Annotated in this window: 16 protein-coding genes and 9 pseudogenes; 15 read left to right on the top strand and 10 right to left on the bottom strand. The window is 36.0% G+C overall.

What is annotated here, in order from left to right; genetic code table 11:
* Positions 1 to 24 precede the first annotated feature (24 nt).
* A complete protein-coding gene (gene lpcA, locus AC01GB_RS08040; RefSeq protein WP_474452356.1) occupies positions 25 to 603 on the bottom strand; it encodes a D-sedoheptulose 7-phosphate isomerase in 579 nt (192 codons plus the stop codon).
* Positions 604 to 842: 239 nt separating this feature from the next.
* On the opposite strand from lpcA, the pseudogene AC01GB_RS08035 reads away from it, so the two are divergent.
* Positions 843 to 3,278 (top strand): annotated as a pseudogene (locus AC01GB_RS08035) (acyl-CoA dehydrogenase).
* Between the two features lie 76 nt (positions 3,279 to 3,354).
* Here AC01GB_RS08035 and lysA read toward each other — a convergent pair.
* Positions 3,355 to 4,686 (bottom strand): annotated as a pseudogene (gene lysA, locus AC01GB_RS08030) (diaminopimelate decarboxylase).
* 98 nt (positions 4,687 to 4,784) lie between these two features.
* Between lysA and AC01GB_RS08025 the strand changes: the two are divergent.
* From AC01GB_RS08025 to AC01GB_RS08010, 4 genes and pseudogenes are all read left to right on the top strand, one after another.
* Positions 4,785 to 4,994, top strand: coding sequence for a LysR family transcriptional regulator (locus AC01GB_RS08025; RefSeq protein WP_474452355.1), 210 nt, complete (start codon positions 4,785 to 4,787; stop codon positions 4,992 to 4,994).
* Between the two features lie 60 nt (positions 4,995 to 5,054).
* Positions 5,055 to 5,735, top strand: a pseudogene (locus AC01GB_RS08020) (LysR substrate-binding domain-containing protein).
* 474 nt (positions 5,736 to 6,209) lie between these two features.
* Positions 6,210 to 7,080 (top strand): annotated as a pseudogene (locus tag AC01GB_RS08015) (MBL fold metallo-hydrolase).
* 81 nt (positions 7,081 to 7,161) lie between these two features.
* The gene (locus tag AC01GB_RS08010; RefSeq protein WP_474451396.1) at positions 7,162 to 7,746 is read left to right on the top strand and encodes a DsbA family protein; all 585 of its coding nucleotides are present in this window, start codon (positions 7,162 to 7,164) and stop codon (positions 7,744 to 7,746) included.
* A gap of 38 nt (positions 7,747 to 7,784) precedes the next feature.
* Here the strand turns inward: AC01GB_RS08010 and AC01GB_RS08005 are convergent.
* Both AC01GB_RS08005 and AC01GB_RS08000 read right to left on the bottom strand, forming a co-directional pair.
* Positions 7,785 to 8,171: pseudogene (locus tag AC01GB_RS08005) on the bottom strand (DUF4354 family protein).
* A 129-nt stretch (positions 8,172 to 8,300) separates the two neighbouring features.
* Positions 8,301 to 8,747 (bottom strand): annotated as a pseudogene (locus AC01GB_RS08000) (prepilin peptidase); the annotation flags it as partial.
* Positions 8,748 to 9,248: 501 nt separating this feature from the next.
* On the opposite strand from AC01GB_RS08000, the gene rsmE reads away from it, so the two are divergent.
* The 10 genes and pseudogenes from rsmE to hemW all read left to right on the top strand — a co-directional run bounded on the left by rsmE (position 9,249) and on the right by hemW (position 16,108).
* The gene (rsmE, locus tag AC01GB_RS07995) at positions 9,249 to 9,980 is read left to right on the top strand and encodes a 16S rRNA (uracil(1498)-N(3))-methyltransferase (protein ID WP_474451395.1); all 732 of its coding nucleotides are present in this window, start codon (positions 9,249 to 9,251) and stop codon (positions 9,978 to 9,980) included.
* Positions 9,981 to 9,989: 9 nt separating this feature from the next.
* Positions 9,990 to 10,291 (top strand): annotated as a pseudogene (locus AC01GB_RS07990) (glutathione synthase); the annotation flags it as partial.
* The gene (gene gshB, locus AC01GB_RS07985; RefSeq protein ID WP_474452354.1) at positions 10,292 to 10,954 is read left to right on the top strand and encodes a glutathione synthase; all 663 of its coding nucleotides are present in this window, start codon (positions 10,292 to 10,294) and stop codon (positions 10,952 to 10,954) included.
* Between the two features lie 195 nt (positions 10,955 to 11,149).
* A pseudogene (locus AC01GB_RS07980) lies at positions 11,150 to 11,708 on the top strand (YqgE/AlgH family protein).
* Entirely contained in the window at positions 11,708 to 12,127 is a 420-nt protein-coding gene (gene ruvX, locus AC01GB_RS07975; RefSeq protein WP_474451394.1) for a Holliday junction resolvase RuvX, read from the top strand. The pseudogene AC01GB_RS07980 and the gene ruvX overlap by 1 nt, the downstream one beginning before the upstream one ends.
* A 90-nt stretch (positions 12,128 to 12,217) precedes the next feature.
* A complete protein-coding gene (locus AC01GB_RS07970) occupies positions 12,218 to 12,904 on the top strand; it encodes a YggS family pyridoxal phosphate-dependent enzyme (protein ID WP_474451393.1) in 687 nt (228 codons plus the stop codon).
* A 45-nt stretch (positions 12,905 to 12,949) separates the two neighbouring features.
* Positions 12,950 to 13,771 (top strand): pyrroline-5-carboxylate reductase, encoded by an 822-nt coding sequence (gene proC / locus AC01GB_RS07965; RefSeq protein ID WP_474451391.1) that lies wholly within the window; start codon positions 12,950 to 12,952, stop codon positions 13,769 to 13,771.
* Between the two features lie 17 nt (positions 13,772 to 13,788).
* Positions 13,789 to 14,376 carry a YggT family protein gene (locus tag AC01GB_RS07960; RefSeq protein WP_474451390.1) on the top strand — a complete coding sequence of 196 codons (588 nt, stop codon included), beginning with the start codon at positions 13,789 to 13,791 and terminating at the stop codon, positions 14,374 to 14,376.
* 15 nt (positions 14,377 to 14,391) lie between these two features.
* Positions 14,392 to 14,985, top strand: a complete 594-nt coding sequence (gene rdgB, locus AC01GB_RS07955) for an RdgB/HAM1 family non-canonical purine NTP pyrophosphatase (RefSeq protein WP_474451388.1) — start codon at positions 14,392 to 14,394, stop codon at positions 14,983 to 14,985.
* Complete coding sequence (gene hemW, locus AC01GB_RS07950; RefSeq protein ID WP_474451386.1) at positions 14,978 to 16,108, top strand: radical SAM family heme chaperone HemW; 1,131 nt, start codon at positions 14,978 to 14,980, stop codon at positions 16,106 to 16,108. The genes rdgB and hemW overlap by 8 nt, the downstream gene beginning before the upstream one ends.
* A 65-nt stretch (positions 16,109 to 16,173) precedes the next feature.
* Here the strand turns inward: hemW and AC01GB_RS07945 are convergent, their stop codons facing one another.
* From AC01GB_RS07945 to trmB, 6 genes and pseudogenes are all read right to left on the bottom strand, one after another.
* The gene (locus AC01GB_RS07945; protein WP_474451385.1) at positions 16,174 to 17,124 is read right to left on the bottom strand and encodes a hypothetical protein; all 951 of its coding nucleotides are present in this window, start codon (positions 17,122 to 17,124) and stop codon (positions 16,174 to 16,176) included.
* A complete protein-coding gene (locus AC01GB_RS07940) occupies positions 17,079 to 17,225 on the bottom strand; it encodes a hypothetical protein (RefSeq protein ID WP_474451384.1) in 147 nt (48 codons plus the stop codon). The genes AC01GB_RS07945 and AC01GB_RS07940 overlap by 46 nt, the downstream gene beginning before the upstream one ends.
* 424 nt (positions 17,226 to 17,649) lie before the next feature.
* Positions 17,650 to 18,375 carry a DUF2884 family protein gene (locus AC01GB_RS07935; protein ID WP_474451382.1) on the bottom strand — a complete coding sequence of 242 codons (726 nt, stop codon included), beginning with the start codon at positions 18,373 to 18,375 and terminating at the stop codon, positions 17,650 to 17,652.
* 38 nt (positions 18,376 to 18,413) lie between these two features.
* On the bottom strand, positions 18,414 to 19,346 hold the full coding sequence (gene glsB, locus AC01GB_RS07930; protein WP_474451381.1) for a glutaminase B: 933 nt from the start codon (positions 19,344 to 19,346) through the stop codon (positions 18,414 to 18,416).
* 886 nt (positions 19,347 to 20,232) lie between these two features.
* Positions 20,233 to 20,561, bottom strand: a pseudogene (locus tag AC01GB_RS07925) (YggL family protein).
* Complete coding sequence (gene trmB / locus AC01GB_RS07920) at positions 20,561 to 21,280, bottom strand: tRNA (guanosine(46)-N7)-methyltransferase TrmB (RefSeq protein ID WP_474452353.1); 720 nt, start codon at positions 21,278 to 21,280, stop codon at positions 20,561 to 20,563. Before trmB ends, AC01GB_RS07925 begins: the two are co-directional and overlap by 1 nt.
* Positions 21,281 to 21,408 lie beyond the last annotated feature (128 nt).

Here is a 21,408-nt window from a genome sequence, read left to right as displayed (position 1 = left end):
ACCCGACAATATTACCTAGCAATATTATTTCACCATTTCTTTTTCTATTAGCTGAATTAAGATATGGATCACTTTAATATGAATTTCTTGGATCCGATCGGCATAACCAAAATGAGGTACTCTGATCTCAATATCAGCGGTTCCTGCCATTTTTCCGCCCTCTTTACCTGTCAATGTGATCACTTGCATCTTTTTAGCACGTGCAGCAGCGATTGCCTTGATGATATTGCCAGAATTACCTGATGTTGAGAGTGCAAATAATATATCCCCTTCTTTACCGACAGCCTCTATATAACGGGAAAAAACGTAGTCATAACCAAAATCATTACCAACGCAAGAGAGATGACTAACATCAGAAATCGCAATTGCTGGATAACCTGGACGATTTTCACGATAACGTCCGGTTAATTCTTCTGCAAAATGCATAGCATCACAATGCGAGCCTCCATTACCACAAGATAATACTTTTCCTCCCGCTTTAAAGGCATTTGACAACATAATCGCGGCTTGTTCAATCGCTTCGATATTTTCTCTGTTATTAAGAAAATTGTTCAATGTCACCTCCGCTTCTTTTAATTCAGCACAAATAAGCTTCTGATACATCATTTTTACTCCTAATAAAATATTATTTTCTCAACAATCCCAGAGTAACAGATTAAACTTTATGAAAGAAGTATCAATACTACTTATCACAACCAAGTTAAGCTCAATAAATAATTTGTGAACTTCATTGTAATTAATATGTAAAAATATTGATAAATAAAATTACATAGATTAAAGATAAGAAAAACACAGATATGACCTCCGATGACTCAGCTTAATCATAATCAGGGAGTACCATTATGGCTCTACTCACTATTTTTCTATTTATTGGTTTAATCGGAATTCTTTGCTATCACAAAGCAAATCTACTATTTAGTAGCTTACTTATACTTGCTTATTGTTTAATTATGGCTAGTGCTGATTTATGGTATTTTTTGGACGTTATTGCTCGCAGCGGCGGTATTATTTCCATTAGTCTATCTCCCAGTACGTCGCTCATTCATTTCTAGCAAAGTCTTACAAATTTTTCAGAAAATTATCCCTTGCATGTTAAAAACCGAGAAAGAAGCCATCGAAGCGGGCACAACCTGGTGGGAAAGTGATCTGTTTCAAGGTATGCCTGATTGGGATAAATTACATAATTATCCAAAACCGCAATTAACAACTGAAGAACAAGCGTTTCTCAATGGCCCAGTTGTAGAAGCATGCCGTATGGCTAATGACTTTCAAATTAGCCATGAACTAGCCGATCTACCTACTGAATTATGGCAACATTTAAAACAACAACGTTTTTTCGCTATGATCATCAAAAAAGAGTATGGTGGCCTCGAATTTTCTGCCTATGCTCAAGCGCTAGTGTTACAAAATTGGACGGAGTTTCCAACATATTAGCCATTGCTGTAGGTGTGCCTAACTCATTAGGCCCAGGAGAACTTTTACAACATTATGGCACCGATGAACAAAAACAGCATTATCTTCCTAGACTTGCTAGCGGTGAAGAGATCCCCTGTTTTACTTTAACAAGCGCTGAAGCCGGTTCTGATGCAGGAGCTATCCCTGACACTGGTGTTGTCTGTATGGGCGAATGGGAAAACCAACAGATATTAGGTATGCGTTTAAATTGGAATAAACGTTATATTACATTAGCGCCGATTGCTACGGTATTAGGGCTAGCATTTAAACTTTATGATCCAGAACATTTACTTGGCGATATAACCGATCTCGGCATTACCTGCGCACTAATCCCAACCAATGTTGCAGGAGTAGAAATTGGCCATCGCCATTTTCCTTTGAATATCCCTTTCCAAAATGGCCCTACGCGCGGTAAAGATATTTTTGTGCCGATTGATTATATTATCGGTGGTACCAAAATGGCCGGCCAAGGCTGGCGTATGTTAATGGAATGCTTTCTATTGGTCGTGGCATCACGCTTCCATCTAACTCCACGGGTGGCTTAAAAAGTGTCGCGCTGGCAATCGGTGCATACGCCTATATTCGCCGTCAATTCAAAGTACCTATTGGAAAAATGGAATTTATTGAAGAACCTTTAGCACGGATCGCTGCTAATGCTTATTTAATGGATGCCGCTTCAACGTTAATTACGACGGCAATTATATCTGGCGAAAAACCAGCAGTCCTCTCTGCAATTGTGAAATATCACTGTACCCATCGAGGCCAAAGAGCCATTATTGATACGATGGATATTGCTGGTGGTATTGATGCGATGGATATTGCTGGTGGTAAAGGAATTTGTCTAGGTCCCTCAAATTTTCTTGCTCGCTTTTATCAAGGAGCTCCTATTGCTATCACCGTTGAAGGTGCCAATATTTTAACACGCAGTATGATGATTTTTGGTCAAGGGGCTATTCGCTGTCATCCTTATATTTTGCATGAAATAGCCGCAACACAAAATAACGATATTATTGCCTTTGATAAATTACTCTTTAGCCATTTAAGTCATACAATAAGTAACCTATTGCGCAGTTTCTACTTGGGTATAACAAACGGCAGAACAAGCAAAGCACCAACAAAAGATAATACTCGCCGCTTCTATCAGCAATTAAATCGCCAAAGTGCTAATCTTGCCTTACTTACTGATATTTCTATGGCGTATTAGGTGGCGGGTTAAAACCCCGTGAGCGGATTTCTGCCCGTTTAGGCGATATTTTAAGCCACCTCTATTTAGCATCCGCCACACTAAAACGTTTTGAAGATGATGGCCGCCCAGCAATGGATTTACCTATTGTTGAATGAGTATAAAAGATTGTCTATTTCAATCAGAAAAAGCCATGCAAGCACTGCTACGAAACTTTCCCAATCGTCTGGTTGCTATGTTAAGCCGTATTATCATTTTTCCATTGGGTTATCGTTATGCGCCACCTAACGATCAACTTGATCATAAACTAGCAAAAATTATGATGACACCCTAAGAAACACGTGAGCGTATTGGTCGCGGTCAATATATGACGCCAAGTGAGCATAACCCTCATGGCATAATTAATGCCGCATTATCAGATATTATTGCCGCCGAGCCAATTTTTGAACGTTTGACCAGTCAAGCTAGCCATAAACCACACTTTATCAATTTAGATAAACTTGCCGAACAAGCACTCGCCGATGGTAAAATTAGCCAACAAGAAGCTGACATTTTACGTAAAGCAGAAGCCAGCCGTTTAAGATCGATCAATGTTGATGAATTTGAATATGATGCACTGGCCGTAGCGAGTAAAATCTGACAAACAGAAAAATAGTTCCCCATTAGATAAAGAACAAGCGGCATAATTGTAGAACTTGCAGGGGGCTTTAAGCTCCCTAAGCACTACTTATCAAACACGTTTCTAATGCCAACAATTCTGCCAATGTTTGACGCCGACGAATTAATTTTACCTCACCATTTAAATACATTACCTCAGCGATTAACGGTCGACTATTATAATTAGAAGACATTGAAGCACCATAAGCACCATAAGCACCATAAGCACCATAAGCACCATAAGCACCATAAGCACCATAAGCACCAGTATCATGAAAGACTAAATAATCTCACACATAAATTTCAGGTAATAAACGAGGAACAACAGCGCCGGTATTTGTCTGGGTAAAAACATCACCAAACTCACATAAAGGACCAGCTACTAGTGTTTCACGTAAATTTCCGTCAGTAAGATCTCGATTATCCGCTGGCAAGACAGAAATATGATGATAACAACCATACATAGCAGGACGCATTAGATCATTAAAACCACTATCAACTAATACATAATGATTTTTGCCCATTCTTTTTATTGCTCTTACTTCAGTTAAAAGCACGCCAGATTCTGCTACCAAGTAACGACCAGGCTCAATTTCTAATGTGATATGATGCCCCAAATGAGCTGAAATACGTTCATGAGCATCATGCCACAAAGCAAAATAATGGTTAATATCAATTCGCTCTTCAGCTAAATTATCAGGGATCGACAATCCCCCTCCAGCTGAAATTGCTTATATATCACAGCCACTTAAGATGACCTGCTCTACCATTGCCTCACAGACTTTAGCCAAGTGGCAATAATCAACCCCAGAACCAATATGCATATGTATACCGACCAGCGTTAACTGATATTGATTAATTTTTTCAATCGCTAATGGCAGATCACTAAACCAGATACCATGCTTACTATTTTCTCCACCGGTGTTGGTTTTTTGGTTATGACCATGGCCAAATCCTGGATTGATACGTAACCAAATAGGATGATGTCCTTTGGCTTTTCCCAATTGAACGAGCATGTCAATAGAGCCGACATTAACAGGAATATCTAACTCTATTACACGCTCAATAGTTTGCTTTTCAATGACATCTGCGGTGAATACAATTTCGGCTTGTTCTCTACCTGGGCGAAAACCTACAACTAACGCCCTTTCGATTTCGCCTAATGATACAGCATCAACTTTCACGACTTGTTGACGAATCAAACGTAAAATATGAATATTGGAGCACTCTTTTTGTGCAAAACGGATCACATCGAACGCAGCTAACTGCTTAATCGCCTGTGTAATGACTTCACTATCATAGATCCAAATAGGAGTCCCGAATTGAGCGGACAGTTTAATCAATTGTTCTGCCGTCAAATATCGACTTATGGTGGTTGCAAACGTTGTCATTGATAACCTTAATTTATTTTTTCATTTTTTTATTATTAATAGAGAAAATAAGGATTAAAAATATCTATTTAGCTATAGTCTATTCATATAGGATATAGATAAGAGCAGCGAGTTATGTAAATGAAAACTTTTTCCTGGCGTCATATAGAAATTTTTCGCGCGGTCATGACCACCAAAAACCTACCGATGCAGCACAATTAGTTAGAACATCTCAGCCTACCGTCAGCCGTGAAATTAGTCGTCTAGAAAGTCTGTTACGATTTAAGTTATTTGACAGGATCAAAGGACGGCTATTGCCAACGGCTTAGGGATTAAGGTTATTCGCAGAAGTCGAACGTTCTTATTATGGATTAGAAAGGATCTATAATATGGCGGAAATTATCAGACAATTTAGAGACACGCAACTTTCAGTTGCCTGTTTACCGGTATTTAGTCAGTCGTTATTACCTAAAGCCTGTAAGCGGTTTCTACTCAATTACCCTGAAGTTAACTTTACCATTACCTCCCAAGAGTCACCTATATTAGAGGAATGGCTTTCGGCACAACATTATCATATCGGTTTGACAGAACATCGGCAAATACCCACCGGCACCTATGGTGATATTTTAACTAGCCTAAATGAAGTCGTTGTGTTACCTCGTATGCACCCACTGAGTAAAAAAATATTTAACCGCTAGAGACTTTAATAATGTTGCTTTTATTAGTCTTTCAATAACGGATAGTTATCGACAAGCCATTGATACATTTTTGCAGAACAACATATTAGCCGACGAATGATAATGGAAGTCCATAATGCTTCCTCTGTTTGTGCTATGGTAAGGGAAGGATTAGGTATATCAATCGTCAACCCATTTACCGTTATCGATTTTTTACAACATGATCCTGATAGCCTTTGCATCAGACCTTTTATTAAACCCATTCCTTTCACTGTCAATTTAATTAAACCAATGCATCGGCCTTCTTCTGAACTTACCGAACGATTTATTCAATGCCTAAAAATTACGATTAAAGAATTTGAAACTCAGTTACTGACTGCCTTTCATTATTGATTATTTTTAATCTGACCCATTAACCAACTTAAGTTTATGGAATTCAGTAATAATCTTAATATTACTAACTTATTTTTAATTAACACAATGATAATTAAACATAATTAGATTATTTTTTGATTATTTAATAATCTGTCATGCTGAGACAATAGGATGGTTTTCTTGGTTAACTGTTTTATTGATAAATTGTCGATCCACAGTAATACTCTTTTATAAATGGGCGAAATTTGCCAAACTAGCGACTAAAATACTATTTGCTGGATAATTGTAAACATTAATGGTTATTAGAGACAAACTAAATTTTTATGCCACCAAATTACTGGGGCAATAAAGGTAAGAAATCTGGTGAAATGGTGTTGCTATCCAGTGTGGATACTCATTTTTTGCCACACTTTACTGTCAATTGTATTATTTTTCTTCCAATTTTTACTATTTGCTATAAGTGATTAAACATTCAGTATTAAGGAAAACATTATGAAAGTTGTTTCCATCATTACAATGGCTACTCTCTTTACTTTCAGCGCATTAGTTCAAGCCACTAATTTGAAAATGTCAGTCTACAATCCAGGTGAAAAAAGTATTTTTGCCGTCTCTTCTGAAATTATTAGTGGTGATCACCAAGCAATCCTTATTGATGCACAATTTCAAAAAAATGATGCGGAAGAATTAGTTAATCGTATAAAAAACAAATAAAAAACTAACAACAATTTATATTAGTCATTCTGATCCCGATTATTATTTTGTACTAGAGGTCATTACTAAAGCTTTTCCTAACGTAAAAGTATTAGTAACTGCCGAAACTGTTAAAGCGATAAAAGCGACCAAAGATGGTAAACTGGCCTATTGGGGACCTATATTGAAAGAACAGGCACCAACCAAGATTATTGTTCCTGAAGTGTTACAAGGTAATACATTAGTGGTTGATGGTGAAAAAATTAAAATTCAGGGATTAAAAAGTGTCGCACCTGATCGTACTCTTGTCTGGATCCCAAAACTTAAAGCTGTTGTTGGTGGCGTACTTGTTTCTGACAATATCCATGTCTGGACGACTGATACACAAAGCAAAGCATCTCACCAACACTGGCAACAAGCCCTTGAAAGTATCAAACAACTTAAGCCAAAAGTCGTTATTCCCGGTCATTACCTTGAGCCATCAGCAAAAGATATTACTACCGTTACTTTTACACAAAACTATTTGAAAAAACTAGAAAAAGTTTTAGCAAAAAGTAAAAATTCAACTGAAGTTATTGACATAATGCAGCAAGCTTACCCAAATTTAAAGGATCCTGCTAGTCTTGAATTAAGCGCCAAAGTATTGAAGGGGGAAATGAAATGGCCACAATAATTTCGCGAGGAAAAAATGTCACCAATAACCTTACACTATATCTTTGATCCTTTCTGTGGGTGGTGTTATGGCGCGTGTCCATTGATAGAAATTGCAGCTAGTCAGCCGAATATTAAACTACAACTTCATGGTGGTGGTATGCTGACAGGCCACAACCGAGTAAAAATAGACGATCAATGGCGTCAATTTTTGTTGGATACTGATAAGCAGATAGCTGGTATAACGGGTCAAACATTTGGAGATAATTATCACCAAATGTTACAACAAAATGATGTAATACTTGATTCATTACCACCGATAACCGCAATTATTACCGCTGATAAATTAGCAAATAAAAATTTAGCAATGTTAAACGCCATCCAAACAGCGCTCTATATTGATGGCCTTCGGGTTAGTGACGAAAACATTTTATTGCAATTAGCCCAGCAGATTGGACTAGACAAACAGTTATTTCAACAAACTTTTGCCATAAATAAAGATGAACCAACAAACAAGCATATCCAATCAAGTCGTACCTTATTACATCAAGTTGCTCGTTCCGGTTTTCCGACCCTAATTGCTCAGCATAATGAAAACCTGATGGTAATAAATTTAGATAAATATTTTACTCAACCACAACTATGGCAAAATTATCTGGAAAATTTATCGGCGGCTTCCTTATCATAAAAATTATTTATGTTTTTCCATGGATGAAAAAAGGTTAACTATTGTTTATTTAGCATAATAAATTTGAAAACAATTAAAATGGAGTCTTTAGTAATATCACGATTAATAGATGCAAATACTATCAAGCTTTTTGCACTTTTGTTATTTTTTAGCACTTTATTATGTAAATTCTCATCAATAGTATCTACCTTAAATTCTCTTGAACCTAAAAAAACTTAAAAACAATATTTAGATAGATCAATATCTTTTTCAGACGCATTTACCACCGTAACATCAAATGTTTTTGTGTAATAGGTTTTTTTCGCCGAAGAGATACTACCGTCTTCTTTTTGACTGGCAAATACCATAATACCATCTGGCACAGATGCCATAATTGAAAATGAACAACAGAGAAGAAAAAATAATAACAAACTTGCTTTTTTCATTTTAACTTTCCTCATATTTCATCTAACGAGTTAAAAGCACATAAAAATTAATAAAGTCTCTTTTCAATAAAAAATACTAGTCTAAGTTTAACAAAGTTACCCAGCCCCAAATATCGACATGCTAACTTGTTAGAGAATAATTTTTATGAGCCAATCTTCTTTAAAATATTTAATCAACATTAAACTAATACCTGCACTAGCTAATTCAGGGCCAAAAGCAATTTTATCTGGCTGATAGCGTATCTTGCTCCATAAAAGAATATAATAATTAAGTAAGCCAAGACAAGCAGATAATAGCATTAAATAAGGTAAAATATATACCCCTAACCAAGCCCCATAAGCCGCCACAAGTTTAATATCTCCTTGTGCTAATCCTCTACGCTTAATAGCTAATTTAAAAAAACCATAAATAAACCAAAATATTAAATAACTAACCAAGGCACCATAAATAGCCAATAACAACTGTTCATTAGATTGCATGGCATGAAAAAGCAACGCTAATACAAGTAATGGATAGACTAATAAATCTGGCAAATAACCTGTCTGATGATCAATAAACCCAAGTAATACGCTAAACCAGACAAAAAAAGTAAAATCACTATATGGCTAAGATTTGTGATCAGCAAAAATATGATAGTGAAAGGAATAAAAAAGAGTAATAAAAATGAGATATCTACTAGGTGAGTCATGCGATCTATAATTAAATAGATAAAGGGGTAAAATAACTAACTAATAAATGGCTTAATGATAATAAAATAATTGTTATAACAAATGCTTGAATCAACAGCCAATACGAAAAAGTGGTGAGCCATGTTGCCATCTTCAAATTCCTTTTTGAAAAAACCGCATTATTCACTCAGCATTCTTTCCCAATATCCATAAATAAAAAAACAACGCTTTATAACAATTCTACAATAAATATTAACAATAATCCGGTTGTAAGCGAATTTTTGCGAATTTTTACGCAAAATAAAAAAGGAAAATCAATGGCTAACGAGACAGCTTGCTAGTTTATTCTCCCATCTTTATTATAGGCACAATATTTTGCTAGCATCGAGTTTATAAGGAAGCATGGCTATGCGCGTTCCTCGGATTTATCATCCTGAACCATTAGAATCAGGCGCAATAATACGATTAAGCGATAATGCCACTAACCACGTTAGTCGAGTTCTACGTATGAGTGTAGGACAAAATATTGAGTTATTTGATGGCAGTAATTCTATTTTCATAGGGCAAATACTTGAGATTAATAAAAAGTCAGTTAAAGTCCAGCTCGGGATGGCGACAATTGCAAACAGAGAATCCCCTTTAGATCTCCATCTTGGACAAGTTATTTCTCGTGGGGAAAAAATGGAATTCACTATTCAAAAATCAGTAGAACTGGGCGTCAATATCATTACTCCACTTATTTCTGAACGCTGTAATGTTAAATTAGAGCCTGGGCGACTCAGTAAAAAGCTACAACAATGGCAGAATATTGCCATTTCTGCTTGCGAACAATGTGGACATAACAAAATCCCCTTAATTCGTCCAGTTATGCCTCTTGAAGCTTGGTGCACAGAAAAAGATAATGCATTAAAAATTAATCTCCATCCTAAAGCCCAATCAAGTATTAATACACTGCCCGCAGCGGTAAATAAAATTAGGTTACTCATTGGCCCAGAAGGTGGGCTTTCGCCAGATGAAATCATAATGACAACTAGCTACCAATTTACTAATATCCTACTTGGGCCTCGGATATTAAGAACAGAAACCACTGCGTTAACTGCAATCACAGCATTACAAGTTCGCTTCGGCGATCTTGGTTAAGGAGACAAAATGTTCAAATTAGGTATTGTGATGGATCCCATCTCAACCATAAAAATTAAAAAAGATAGTAGTTTCGCTATGCTATTAGAAGCACAACGCCGTGGATATGAAATTCACTATATGGAAATGGACGATCTCTATTTATTACAAGGTGATGCATACGGACATACCAGACAACTGATCAACATCAAACAAGATACTGCACAATGGTATCAATTTGGTACTGAACAAGATATTGCTTTGAAAAATCTTGATGTTATTTTAATGCGTAAAGATCCCCCTTTGATACTGAATATATTTATGCCACTTACATTCTTGAAAGGGCAGAACAAGCGGGTAGTCTAATTGTCAATAAACCTCAAAGCCTGCGGGATTGTAACGAAAAATTATTTACCGCCTGGTTTCCTCAATTAACACCTGATACGTTAGTAACCAGAAATAATAAAAAACTGCGAGAATTTCATCAAAAACATGGTGATGTCATCTTTAAACCTCTAGATGGAATGGGTGGCGCATCGATTTTCCGTTTAAAGAAAGATGATCCTAATGCCAGTGTCATTATTGAAACATTAACTCAACATGGCCAGCGCTTCTGTATGGCTCAGGATTACTTACCTGCTATCAAGCAAGGTGATAAACGGGTGTTGGTTGTCGATGGTGAACCAGTTCCTTATTGCTTAGCTCGTATTCCTGCTCAAGGTGAAACACGAGGAAATTTAGCGGCAGGAGGATATGGTGAAGCAAGACCATTGACAGAAAGTGATTGGAAAATTGCCAGAACGGCCACACCTATATTAAAGGAAAAAGGATTAATTTTCGTTGGCTTAGATATTATTGGTGATCACTTAACCGAAATTAATGTTACCAGTCCTACCTGTATACGTGAAATTGAAGCAGCATTTTCGGCTATATCAATTACAGGTATGTTATTTGATGCAATAGAAAAACGACTGGCTGCAAAAACAGTAAATTAACCACAGCTAACACTACAGTTAACTGAATAATTAAGATAGGATACTATAAATGTTTTCTATTGTTATAAAATATTAATATCTTACAGTCAGTCGAAAATAAAATTTAAACAATCGCGAATGTGTTTCATTAATTATTTTTTTAACTTTTAATTCAGGTATATTTTATTGATAATTCAGGAAAATAAGTTTAATAATATGAATTTACAAAACCACTTTCTAATTGCCATGCCAACGTTATTAGATCCGTATTTTCAAAAGTCGGTGGTTTATATCTGTGAGCATAAAGGTGCTATGGGTCTCGTTATCAATAGACAAATAGAACAAATTTCAATCAATAGTATATTAAAAAATTTAAACATTAAAACGACAGAATACGATCAGTATAACTGCATTAAGTCAACCGGTTTTTTCTGGTGGCCCGATCGCAGAAGCTCATGGTTTTATTCTGCATTCGCCACAAAATAGTTTTAGTTCTACCTTAAAGCTTTCTGATGAAATTATGATCACAACGTCAAAAGACATTCTCGAAACTTTAGGAACTACCAAACAACCAGAAAAAACACTTATTGCCTTGCAATATTCAAGCTGAGAACAAGGGCAACTGGAAAAAGAGATAATGGAAAATAGTTGGCTAACCGCCAAAGCAAATAGCAATATCATTTTTCACACCCCCATTTCTGAACGTTGGCGTGAAACCGCTGCTTTAATTGGGATTGATATCTTTAATATTTCAAATCAAGCGGGTCATGCATAATGGCAAACAGAACAATTATTGCTTTTGATTTCGGTACACTGAGTATAGGTATCGCCATTGGGCAGAAAATTACAGCAACTGCACGCCCTTTAACTGCAATAAAAGCAAAAAATGGTAAGCCCAACTGGTTAGACATTGAAAAAATAATACAAGAGTGGCAACCTGAACTGGCTATCGTTGGACTTCCTCTCAATATGGACGGAACAGAGCAGCCAATAAGTAATCAAGCCCGTAAATTTGCTAATCGTCTGCATGGGCGCTTTGGTATCCAAGTTGCATTACACGATGAACGCTTAACAACAATAGAAGCGCGAGCACAACTATTTAATCAGGGTGGCTATCGGGCGTTAAATAAAAGTAAGATTGATTCCATTTCTGCTGTCATTATTTTAGAAAGTTGGTTTGAACAACATGCTTAATCAGCATAATTACAATAAACTGTCACGCATAGCCGTGACAATGAGATTATATTTTTATCCTATTTCATTTTTATTTAGCATCTAAATTTTATGAATACAATCCAACAAAATCTGGTTAATGTCAAAAATCGCATTATACAAGCGGCCAAAAAATATCATCGAGAGCCCGAAGATATTACTCTGCTGGCCGTCAGTAAAACTAAATCTTGTGATGCAATTCAAGAGGCTATCAATGCGGGCCAATACCAGTTTGGCGAAAATTATCTGCAAGAAGGGATAGAAAAAATCGCCTACTTTAGTAACAAACAGAATTTAATATGGCATTTTATCGGCGCGCTACAATCCAATAAAAGTCGATTAGTAGCAGAGCATTTTGATTGGTGTCATACTATTTATAGATTGAAAATAGCACAACGATTAAATAATCAGCGTCCGAGAAATAAAGCGCCACTAAACGTGCTAATCCAAATTAATATCAGTGATGAAATAAGTAAATCAGGTATCACAACACCAGCAGAGTTAGATAAATTAGCGGCTGAAATTGTATTATTACCAAACCTAAAATTACGTGGTTTAATGGCAATTCCAGCGCCAAATAATGAGCTTAGCCAACAGATGTCAATTTTTCGTAGCATGGAAAATTTATTCAATCTGCTAAAAAAACAATATCCAGATATTGATACACTTTCAATGGGCATGACCGCAGATCTTGATATTGCAATTGCTTGTGGTTCAACATTAGTCAGAATTGGCACAGCTATTTTTGGTTCCCGATAATGAATCAATTTGAAAATCAAGGCAATCAATAAAAGGAGCAATATAATGCAACAGCGAAAAATTACCTTTATCGGCGCTGGGAATATGGCTCACGCGATTATTGCCGGATTAATTTCAGCTGGCTATCCGGCAAATAACATCACAGTCTGTTCCCCCACCACCAAAAATCGCGATCAACTGGTAAAAAAATATGGCATACACGGAAAAAGCGATAACGGTGATGCAAGCAAACATGCAGATGTTATTATGCTTGCTGTTAAGCCCCAGATTATGGAAACTGTTTGTCAATCACTAAAAGAACAGGTTAATTTTGCCAATAAATTGGTTTTGACAATTGCTGCTGGAATTCCGGTGAAACGTTATCAACAATATCTCGCGCCTAACATAAATCTGGTGCGTGTTATGCCTAACACGCCATCTCTAGTAGGCCAAGATGTTAGTGGTTTGTATGCCATGGATTCAGTTTCAGAGAATGATAAAACTTTTGCCACAGAACTAATGGCAAGTGTTGGCAAAGTTTTCTGGCTGACTAACGAAGCCGCAATTAATGATATTATTGCCGTTACTGGTAGTGCACCTGCTTACTTTTTCCTATTTATGGAATTAATGCAACAGGAGGCTGAACGACTTGGTTTTGATAGTAAAACAGCAAGAGAGCTGGTTTTATATACCGCCCAAGATTCTGCTGCTCTGGCGGCAAGCAAATCAGATCTCTCTTTTGCGACACTAAGAGAACAAGTGACTTCGAAATGCGGCACTACGGCTAAAGCCTTAGAGCAGTTTTATCAAGCTAATTTAGCTCAAATTGTCACCAACGCAATGCGTGCTGCAATCCGCCGCGCTGAAGAAATGGAAAAACAATATTGATTTATCAGGATAATTAAATGCAATTTTTAACTTTTATCGTACCAACCATTATTCAACTATACATTATTATTTTATTGCTACGAGTTTGGATGCAATGGGTCAGAGCGGATTTCTATAATCCATTTTCCCAATTTGTGGTCAAAACAACCCAACCAATTGTAGGACCCTTACGGCGCTTTATTCCTGCCATTGGAGCGATTGATACCGCAACTTTATTGGTCGCCTATATTCTTACCATAGCCAATATTCTTTTTGTCATGTGGGCAACGAACATGCTTGCTTTAATCAGCATAGCGCTATTACCTATTAGCTTTATTCAATTATTAACTTATGCCGGCAAGTTAGTTTTTTGGCTGATCTTAATTCGAGCTATTCTTAGTTGGATAAGCCAAGGTCGTAATCCTATTGATTATATGCTTATGCAATTAACTGAACCTTTAATGTCACCTATTCGTCGTATTATCCCTGCTATGGGCGGGTTAGATTTCTCAGTCATGATTGTAATGCTGATTTTGATTGCTTTAAATTATCTGCGCCTGGATATTCTGCTATTCATTGATCCGACTATTACCAACATACTCTATTCAGTTGGCTATTTAATGTAAAGGTGAGCAAATTTCATGCATAAAGTGGTATTAGCAACGGGTAATGCCGGCAAGGTAAGTGAATTCGCTGAACTGTTAAAAGAGTGTAACTTAAATATTATTGCCCAAACTGAATTAACTATTAGTGCAATTGAAGAAACTGGGCTAACTTTTGTTGAAAATGCGATATTAAAAGCACGCCATGCGGCAAAAGCCTCTGGTTTCACGGCCATTGCCGATGATTCAGGCCTTTCGGTTAATGCGTTAAAAGGTGCGCCGGGGATCTATTCAGCTCGCTTTGCCGGTGAAAATGCATCTGACGAAAAAAATTTGCATAAACTATTATCCATCATGAAAGATATTCCGGACAACCAACGCCAAGCTCAATTCCATTGTATACTCGTTTATCTGCGCCATTTTGCCGACCCAACACCGATTATATGTCACGGTATATGGCAAGGTGTGCTAACCCATGAACCTAAAGGTAGCAACGGTTTTGGTTATGATCCGATTTTTTATGACAGCAAACTAAAACTTACCGCAGCTCAATTAACCAAAGTGCAAAAAAATGCAGTATCGCATCGTGGGCAAGCATTAAAAATGTTATTAGGATTTTTAACTAATGCTTAAATTACCGCCATTGAGTCTGTATGTGCATATTCCCTGGTGCGTGCAAAAATGCCCTTATTGTGATTTTAATTCACATGCACTAAAAGGTGAGTTGCCCCAACAAGAATATGTCACACATCTACTAACCGATCTTCAGGCTGACCTTGCACTGATAAATGGTCGTCAAGTTAAGAGTATTTTTATTGGTGGCGGTACACCCAGCCTACTCGACGCTAAGGCAATGCAATCTTTGCTTGATGGTATACGTCAAAGATTATCGCTGGCAGCTGATGCCGAAATCACCATGGAGGCAAATCCTGGCACCGTTGAGGCTGAACGTTTTAGCCAATACCAACAAGCTGGTATTAATCGGATTTCTATTGGAGTGCAAAGTTTTGCTGCCGATAAACTCACAAGATTAGGCAGAATACATGGCCCAGAAGAAGCTATCCAAGCCGCTTGTCTGGCTTCAACATTAAATTTACGTAGTTTTAATCTCGATCTAATGCATGGTTTACCTGATCAGTCACTTGAACAGGTACTTTCTGATCTGCAACAAGCAATTGATTTATCTCCGCCCCACATTTCTTGGTATCAATTAACGATTGAACCGAATACCCATTTTGGCTCCTGCCCGCCAGTATTACCTAATGATGATGCGCTGTGGGAGATTTTTTCAGAAGGACATCAGCTACTTAATAAAGCCGGATATCAACAATATGAAATATCTGGTTATGCCAAGCCTGGCTATCAGTGTCAGCACAATTTAAATTATTGGCGTTTTGGCGATTATCTAGGAATTGGCTGTGGCGCACACGGAAAAATCTCTTTTGCCGATGGTCGTATTTTGCGAACAATGAAAACGAAACATCCCCGTGGCTATCTATCGGGGAACTATCTCTATCAGCAAAAGGAAGTAAACCAACCAGATAGGCCTTTTGAATTCTTTATGAATCGTTTTCGCTTGCTTGAGACAGTACCAAGACAGGATTTTATTGATTACACCGGTTTAGCGGAAAATATCATTCGTCGTCAACTTGATAACGCGCTGGAGCAAGGTTATATCACAGAAACAAAATTGAGATGGCAGATCACCGAACAAGGCAAATTATTTCTTAATTCTTTGTTAACACTATTTTTATAAAGCCATTTACATCCCATTTAGGGTGGGATGTAAATGACGGTATATTATTCTACTTTTCTAATCAACTATACTCTTTTATCCACTATAGTATTTCTATGCTTACCATCTGCATCATCGATATCAGGTTGAGGAATGCCAAATAATTTACCTAATGTCGTATCACCAATAACCTGTTCATTTAGTGATTGAATAGTTTCCGCACTGATAAGAGGACTTTTATTTTCAATTAAAACCTTAATGGGATCATACCTACCATTCGGCCAATCAATGGGATTACCCTTTGTCAGACTTTGAATGAAAATATCAATATGAGGAGCTACTGCATACTTTAGCATGGTATTTTGCCCTGTACGATTATTACCTTGTAAGCACAATTCTCTCAAATTGTGATAATTTCCACTTTGCAATGCATTCTTTAAAAGAGCATCTCTAAATTCACCGTGTAAATTATCTCTATTAGAAAATTCTAAACTCCCCTCTTTGAAGCGGGCAATAAATTTTGCTGAATCAGCAACTTCTTCGATTGCACAAAAATTTTTATGGCTATACTTCGGGTTGTCTAGGTCTTTTTCAAGCTGCTGGCGTATTTTTTCATTATCACTCATACATTGGATACTAGCCCTAATATAGTCATCATTACTATCATTTCCACTACCAAAAATATCAGGATCATCAGATATATATTGGCGAAAAGCCATACCTGTCATAACTGCACAAAAAGCTCCATAAGAAGTGGTTGAACTATCAACTATCTCATTAGCTTGATATACAGTATGTTCTGCGATCTGTAATCGATAATTCCATTTACCATATACATTAGGTGGATCAGCATCAATGGTAAAATCTTTTTTGTGTTCAGGTTTGGCTAAATCAATCAATCGCTCAAATTTCAGTAGTTGTTTATTTGGTGAAGTATCATGGCATGCCGGCTGATTAATATGATCAAATAATATCTCTATTGCTTGCCGCTTCACGCCACCGTGAAAAAGGTCTTTAATCCGATCCCATAACCCCATATTTGCGCTTCAGCCAATGTTTCTGCATTCATAACGCGATTAAGTCGACTTTCACTAAAGTTATAATTGTAATTATTGCCTAAATTCAATATGGTAGACATGCATTGTACTCCTATCAAAAATAAATTTTTCAGTGATTTATTTCATATAAAAGGTTTTATCATTAATTTTTATACTTAATATTCTATTTTTGTTGAAATTAATAACTATCGAAACCGTTTATTTAACGATAAGCATTATTATGCCTACAAATTATACTAATTTTTAGGATTGCTATATCGGGTATTACGCTGATTTTTGTCACTTTCATATCCCAAGTACAGCGACATTATTTTGTCAGGCTAAATTTAGCTAAAATGAAAAATGGGAATATTGAGCTTAACCTGACTAATATCTGCAACAATAACAGATAAAAACCAGATTAAACTTTATTGATTGGATAAACTCGATCAAATTAAACGCTTAATTTAGTAATAACTTGGTTAAATTGCACGCTTAAAATAAAATATGTGATAGTTTAAAAAATTATTTCAACTTATTTAATAGATCAATACGAAGCTGCTCCATATGGGCAATTGTATGACAAACCTGTTGACCAAACTGGCGAAAATTATCTTCCTGCTTTTTCCATTCTAATTCTAAATCCTGCTGTAATCCGCTTAGTCCACCCAGCAAATTTTGCAGCGACTGGTTTGCATCACCACCCGTCAATAATTGTTTACGCCCCATTTCATTAATACTATCTTGCAATATTCCACCTAAACTTTCATTGAGTAAAATACGGCTGTCAGCTTCAATCGTTTTTAACTGCTGATGATGAAAGATCAGGCTATCGGCGCTTTGTTCAATAACCTTATCAATCTGCTTATCCAAATTTTGTTTTAGTGTATTTAAGCGATTTCTCACTTGACTGTCCTGTCCCATTACCCGAATAACCAGATTATCGAGTATTTGCTTAGCTTCAAATAATTTCTGCTCAGTATGCTGTTTGATCCATGGTAAATCTGCACGAACCACGCTTTGATAAGCAACAGCATGTTCTCTTTGCATCGGGGTTAACGGCAATACTTTATTATTAAAGGTAACTTCACCATCAGGTGTGATCTGCAAATTCCCACTGGCACCTTTTACTTGTATCTGCTGTTTGGTAATAATAATGTCATCTTTAAGATTTACAGAACATTGATGATCTTTCGCTACGACAAAAGCTGCCATCAATAATGTGCAAACAATTAGTATAATACGTAACATATTTTCTCCTTTAACCCACAGCTTTGTATTGCCATATACTAAAAAACGGAGCGACCTATTCGTTGCGATAATAATTCTAAGGCAGCACAACCTGCCAAAGAGTTCCCTGATTTATTCAATTCAGGTGACCATACCGCTACTGTAAAAGCATTAGGCACAACACAAATGATTCCACCACCAACACCTGATTTACCCGGCATTCCAATACGAAAAGCAAATTCACCAGAACCATCATACATACCACCAGTCATCATCAAGGCATTAATTTGTCGGGCTTGAATTGGTGTGATGATCTGATCATTATTTAATAATCGTCCATTGTTGGCTAAATAATTAAAACATTGAGCCAATTCCACACAATTCATACTTAGCGAACAATAATGAAAATAAGTTACTAATACCGCTAAAACATCGCTCTTGAAATTACCAAAAGATTTCATTAAATAGGCAATTGCTGCATTGCGACTCGCATGCCCCATTTCCGATTTCGCAACTTGGTTATCATAACTAATATCCGTTTGACCGGTAAGAGAACGAACAAACTCCAGCATTCGTTGCTTAGCTGTGCTAAACCGAAACTGCAACATATCAGTAATAATAATAGCCCCGGCATTAATAAAAGGATTCCGCGGTATCCCCTTTTCCATTTCTAATTGTACCAATGAATTAAAGGGTAATCCTGACGGCTCTTTACCAAACCGACACCAAATTTCATCTTCCCGGTAACGGGTCATCGCTAAGGTAAGACCAAGTACTTTAGAAATTGACTGAATAGAAAAACGCTCATATGCATCACCGGCTGAAAATATCTCTCCTTCGACAGTACAAACAGCCATTGCCAAATGATGATTCGGCACTTCTGCTAACGCTGGGATATAATTTGCTACTTTTCCTTGTCCAATCAGAGCACGGACCTGTTGTAAAATATCTATGAGTAATGTATTAGAAAGCGTTGTGTTTAAAGTTTTCATATCTTAATACTATCCGATATTATTTTTATTTCCTATAAATTATCATGATAAAAATATAATCTATTAATTAGAATAATTTTTATCTATTTCCTATTTATGCTTAAAATTCATTCAATTGATGATTAAAAAATTGAATTAATTTCAAAACTCATAATTATCAAGTACCTATTATACAGCTAAATATCACTTAGTTAAGTTAATGACAAAAAAATCTAGCATTCACTATAATATAAAAAACATAATAAAATTTTAACTTATTATATAAAACATAACCACCCAACATTAAGCATCAATTAAAATTAATATATTTAAACAGTTTAATGAATACAATATAAAAATGGATAGCTAGTTAAATACTAATTTAATATTAGTTTTAGCAAATATTATAAGCATACTACTATTAGCTATTTGAAAAATATATTAATATTTTTTATATTTGTATAATAAATGGAATGGTAGACAACCAGTTTGATTGATATAAAGCTATTAAAAATATATTGTTGTAATAAAAAACAATATCTATTACTTAAAATTGAAATATTAGAATAATAATTTATTCTTTTTACTCAATCAGTTAATATGAATTTAATTTTCTCTTTATTTAGTATGAAAAATTAAAAAAAATAAGACAGCATATTATTTGCCAATTTGCTGATTAACCATCTTCAATTAAAAGATATAAAAACTAAATTTAAAATTGTTATAAAATACATTTATTTTTCTTTAATTATTAACTAAAAATACAGTTTTTATAGTAAAAAAATCTATTGATAGACTTATTTACACCAAAAAAGTAATCTTTAACTATCGATTCTTCATTTAGACAAATTAAAGCATGCCAAAAACACTTAGTCACAATAATCTGTCTAATAACATTTAAAGCTGATTAATCCCACCAAATATCAAATAATTCAGAAGTAACCACCTTTTTCATTCCGTGATTTTTTAACCATTCGTCTACTAATTTACGATGCTCTTCTGTACATTTGCCAGTTTTTTCCATACAAATCAATCCTTCCCAATCTAAATAACCACTGGCGTCCATCGCTAAACCATTAGGTTGAATAAGCTCTATAATAAAGGTATCAACCATACTATCAATCTTATCAACGGGCGTTTTAGCGGGAAAAGACCAATTTACTGAGAAACCAACCTCTTGAAATTCGTCTATATGTAGTTTTTTTTACGTAAACGAAGGCTACGCTGTTTAGACATTATTTTATCCTCTCAAACATAAGATCAAATACTCCATGGCCTAACTGCTGGCCACGCTTTTCAAATTTAGTCACCGGTCGCGTAGCGGGTCGCTGAACATAATCGCCTACTGCTGACAAATTTCGATAATCACTAATTTCACGCATTACATTTAACATATGCTCGGCATAAGGCTGCCAATCGGTTGCCATATGAAATATACCACCTAATTCCAATTTATGTAAAACAAGCTTAGCAAAGGACTGCTGCACAATTCGGCGCTTATTATGCCTTACTTTATGCCAGGGATCAGGGAAAAAAAGTTGTACCATATTTAACGAATCATCTGGCAACATTTTCTCCAATACTTCAATTGCGTCATGACACATAACCCGTAAATTACTCAGATTGGCTTCTTTCGCCGCTGCCAAACAAGCACCAATTCCCGGTGTATGAACTTCAATACCGAGAAAATTTTTAGCCGGATTTTGTTCGGCCATGGCAACTAATGATGCCCCCATACCAAAACCAATTTCCAGGATCACCGGCGCATTATTACCAAATAGTGAATCAAATGATAGAGGCTCGCCGGTAAAATCTACCCCCATCTTAGGCCATAACATTTGCAGTGCATTTTCCTGACGAGGAGTTAATCTCCCCTGACGGCGGACAAAGCTACGAACACGACGTATTACTTTGCCCTCTTCATTAACTTCTGGAGTAATAACATTTTTCATCATAAGTATTGAGATTATTTTTACCAATTAATACTATTCATAATAGAGATAATTATATTATGAGCAGTTGAATATGAAAATTGCAGGTAAAAGCATTACTCTATTGACGGAATAAAAAGCTTCATCAAAGC

It is taken from the genome of Candidatus Arsenophonus phytopathogenicus, from assembly GCF_056113345.1.
This window is presented reverse-complemented; position numbering and strand designations above follow the sequence as displayed.

Bases quoted from the DNA above. Each gene is read 5' to 3' on its own strand.
- ruvX (WP_474451394.1), top strand. From the start codon at position 11,708: ATGGCAAACAGAACAATTATTGCTTTTGATTTCGGTACACTGAGTATA.
- lpcA (WP_474452356.1), bottom strand. From the start codon at position 603: ATGTATCAGAAGCTTATTTGTGCTGAATTAAAAGAAGCGGAGGTGACA.
- rdgB (WP_474451388.1), top strand. From the start codon at position 14,392: ATGCATAAAGTGGTATTAGCAACGGGTAATGCCGGCAAGGTAAGTGAA.
- AC01GB_RS07945 (WP_474451385.1), bottom strand. From the start codon at position 17,124: ATGGGGTTATGGGATCGGATTAAAGACCTTTTTCACGGTGGCGTGAAG.
- AC01GB_RS07960 (WP_474451390.1), top strand. From the start codon at position 13,789: ATGCAATTTTTAACTTTTATCGTACCAACCATTATTCAACTATACATT.
- AC01GB_RS07940 (WP_474451384.1), bottom strand. From the start codon at position 17,225: ATGTCTACCATATTGAATTTAGGCAATAATTACAATTATAACTTTAGT.
- glsB (WP_474451381.1), bottom strand. From the start codon at position 19,346: ATGAAAACTTTAAACACAACGCTTTCTAATACATTACTCATAGATATT.
- proC (WP_474451391.1), top strand. From the start codon at position 12,950: ATGCAACAGCGAAAAATTACCTTTATCGGCGCTGGGAATATGGCTCAC.
- rsmE (WP_474451395.1), top strand. From the start codon at position 9,249: ATGCGCGTTCCTCGGATTTATCATCCTGAACCATTAGAATCAGGCGCA.
- AC01GB_RS07935 (WP_474451382.1), bottom strand. From the start codon at position 18,375: ATGTTACGTATTATACTAATTGTTTGCACATTATTGATGGCAGCTTTT.
- hemW (WP_474451386.1), top strand. From the start codon at position 14,978: ATGCTTAAATTACCGCCATTGAGTCTGTATGTGCATATTCCCTGGTGC.
- AC01GB_RS07970 (WP_474451393.1), top strand. From the start codon at position 12,218: ATGAATACAATCCAACAAAATCTGGTTAATGTCAAAAATCGCATTATA.
- trmB (WP_474452353.1), bottom strand. From the start codon at position 21,280: ATGATGAAAAATGTTATTACTCCAGAAGTTAATGAAGAGGGCAAAGTA.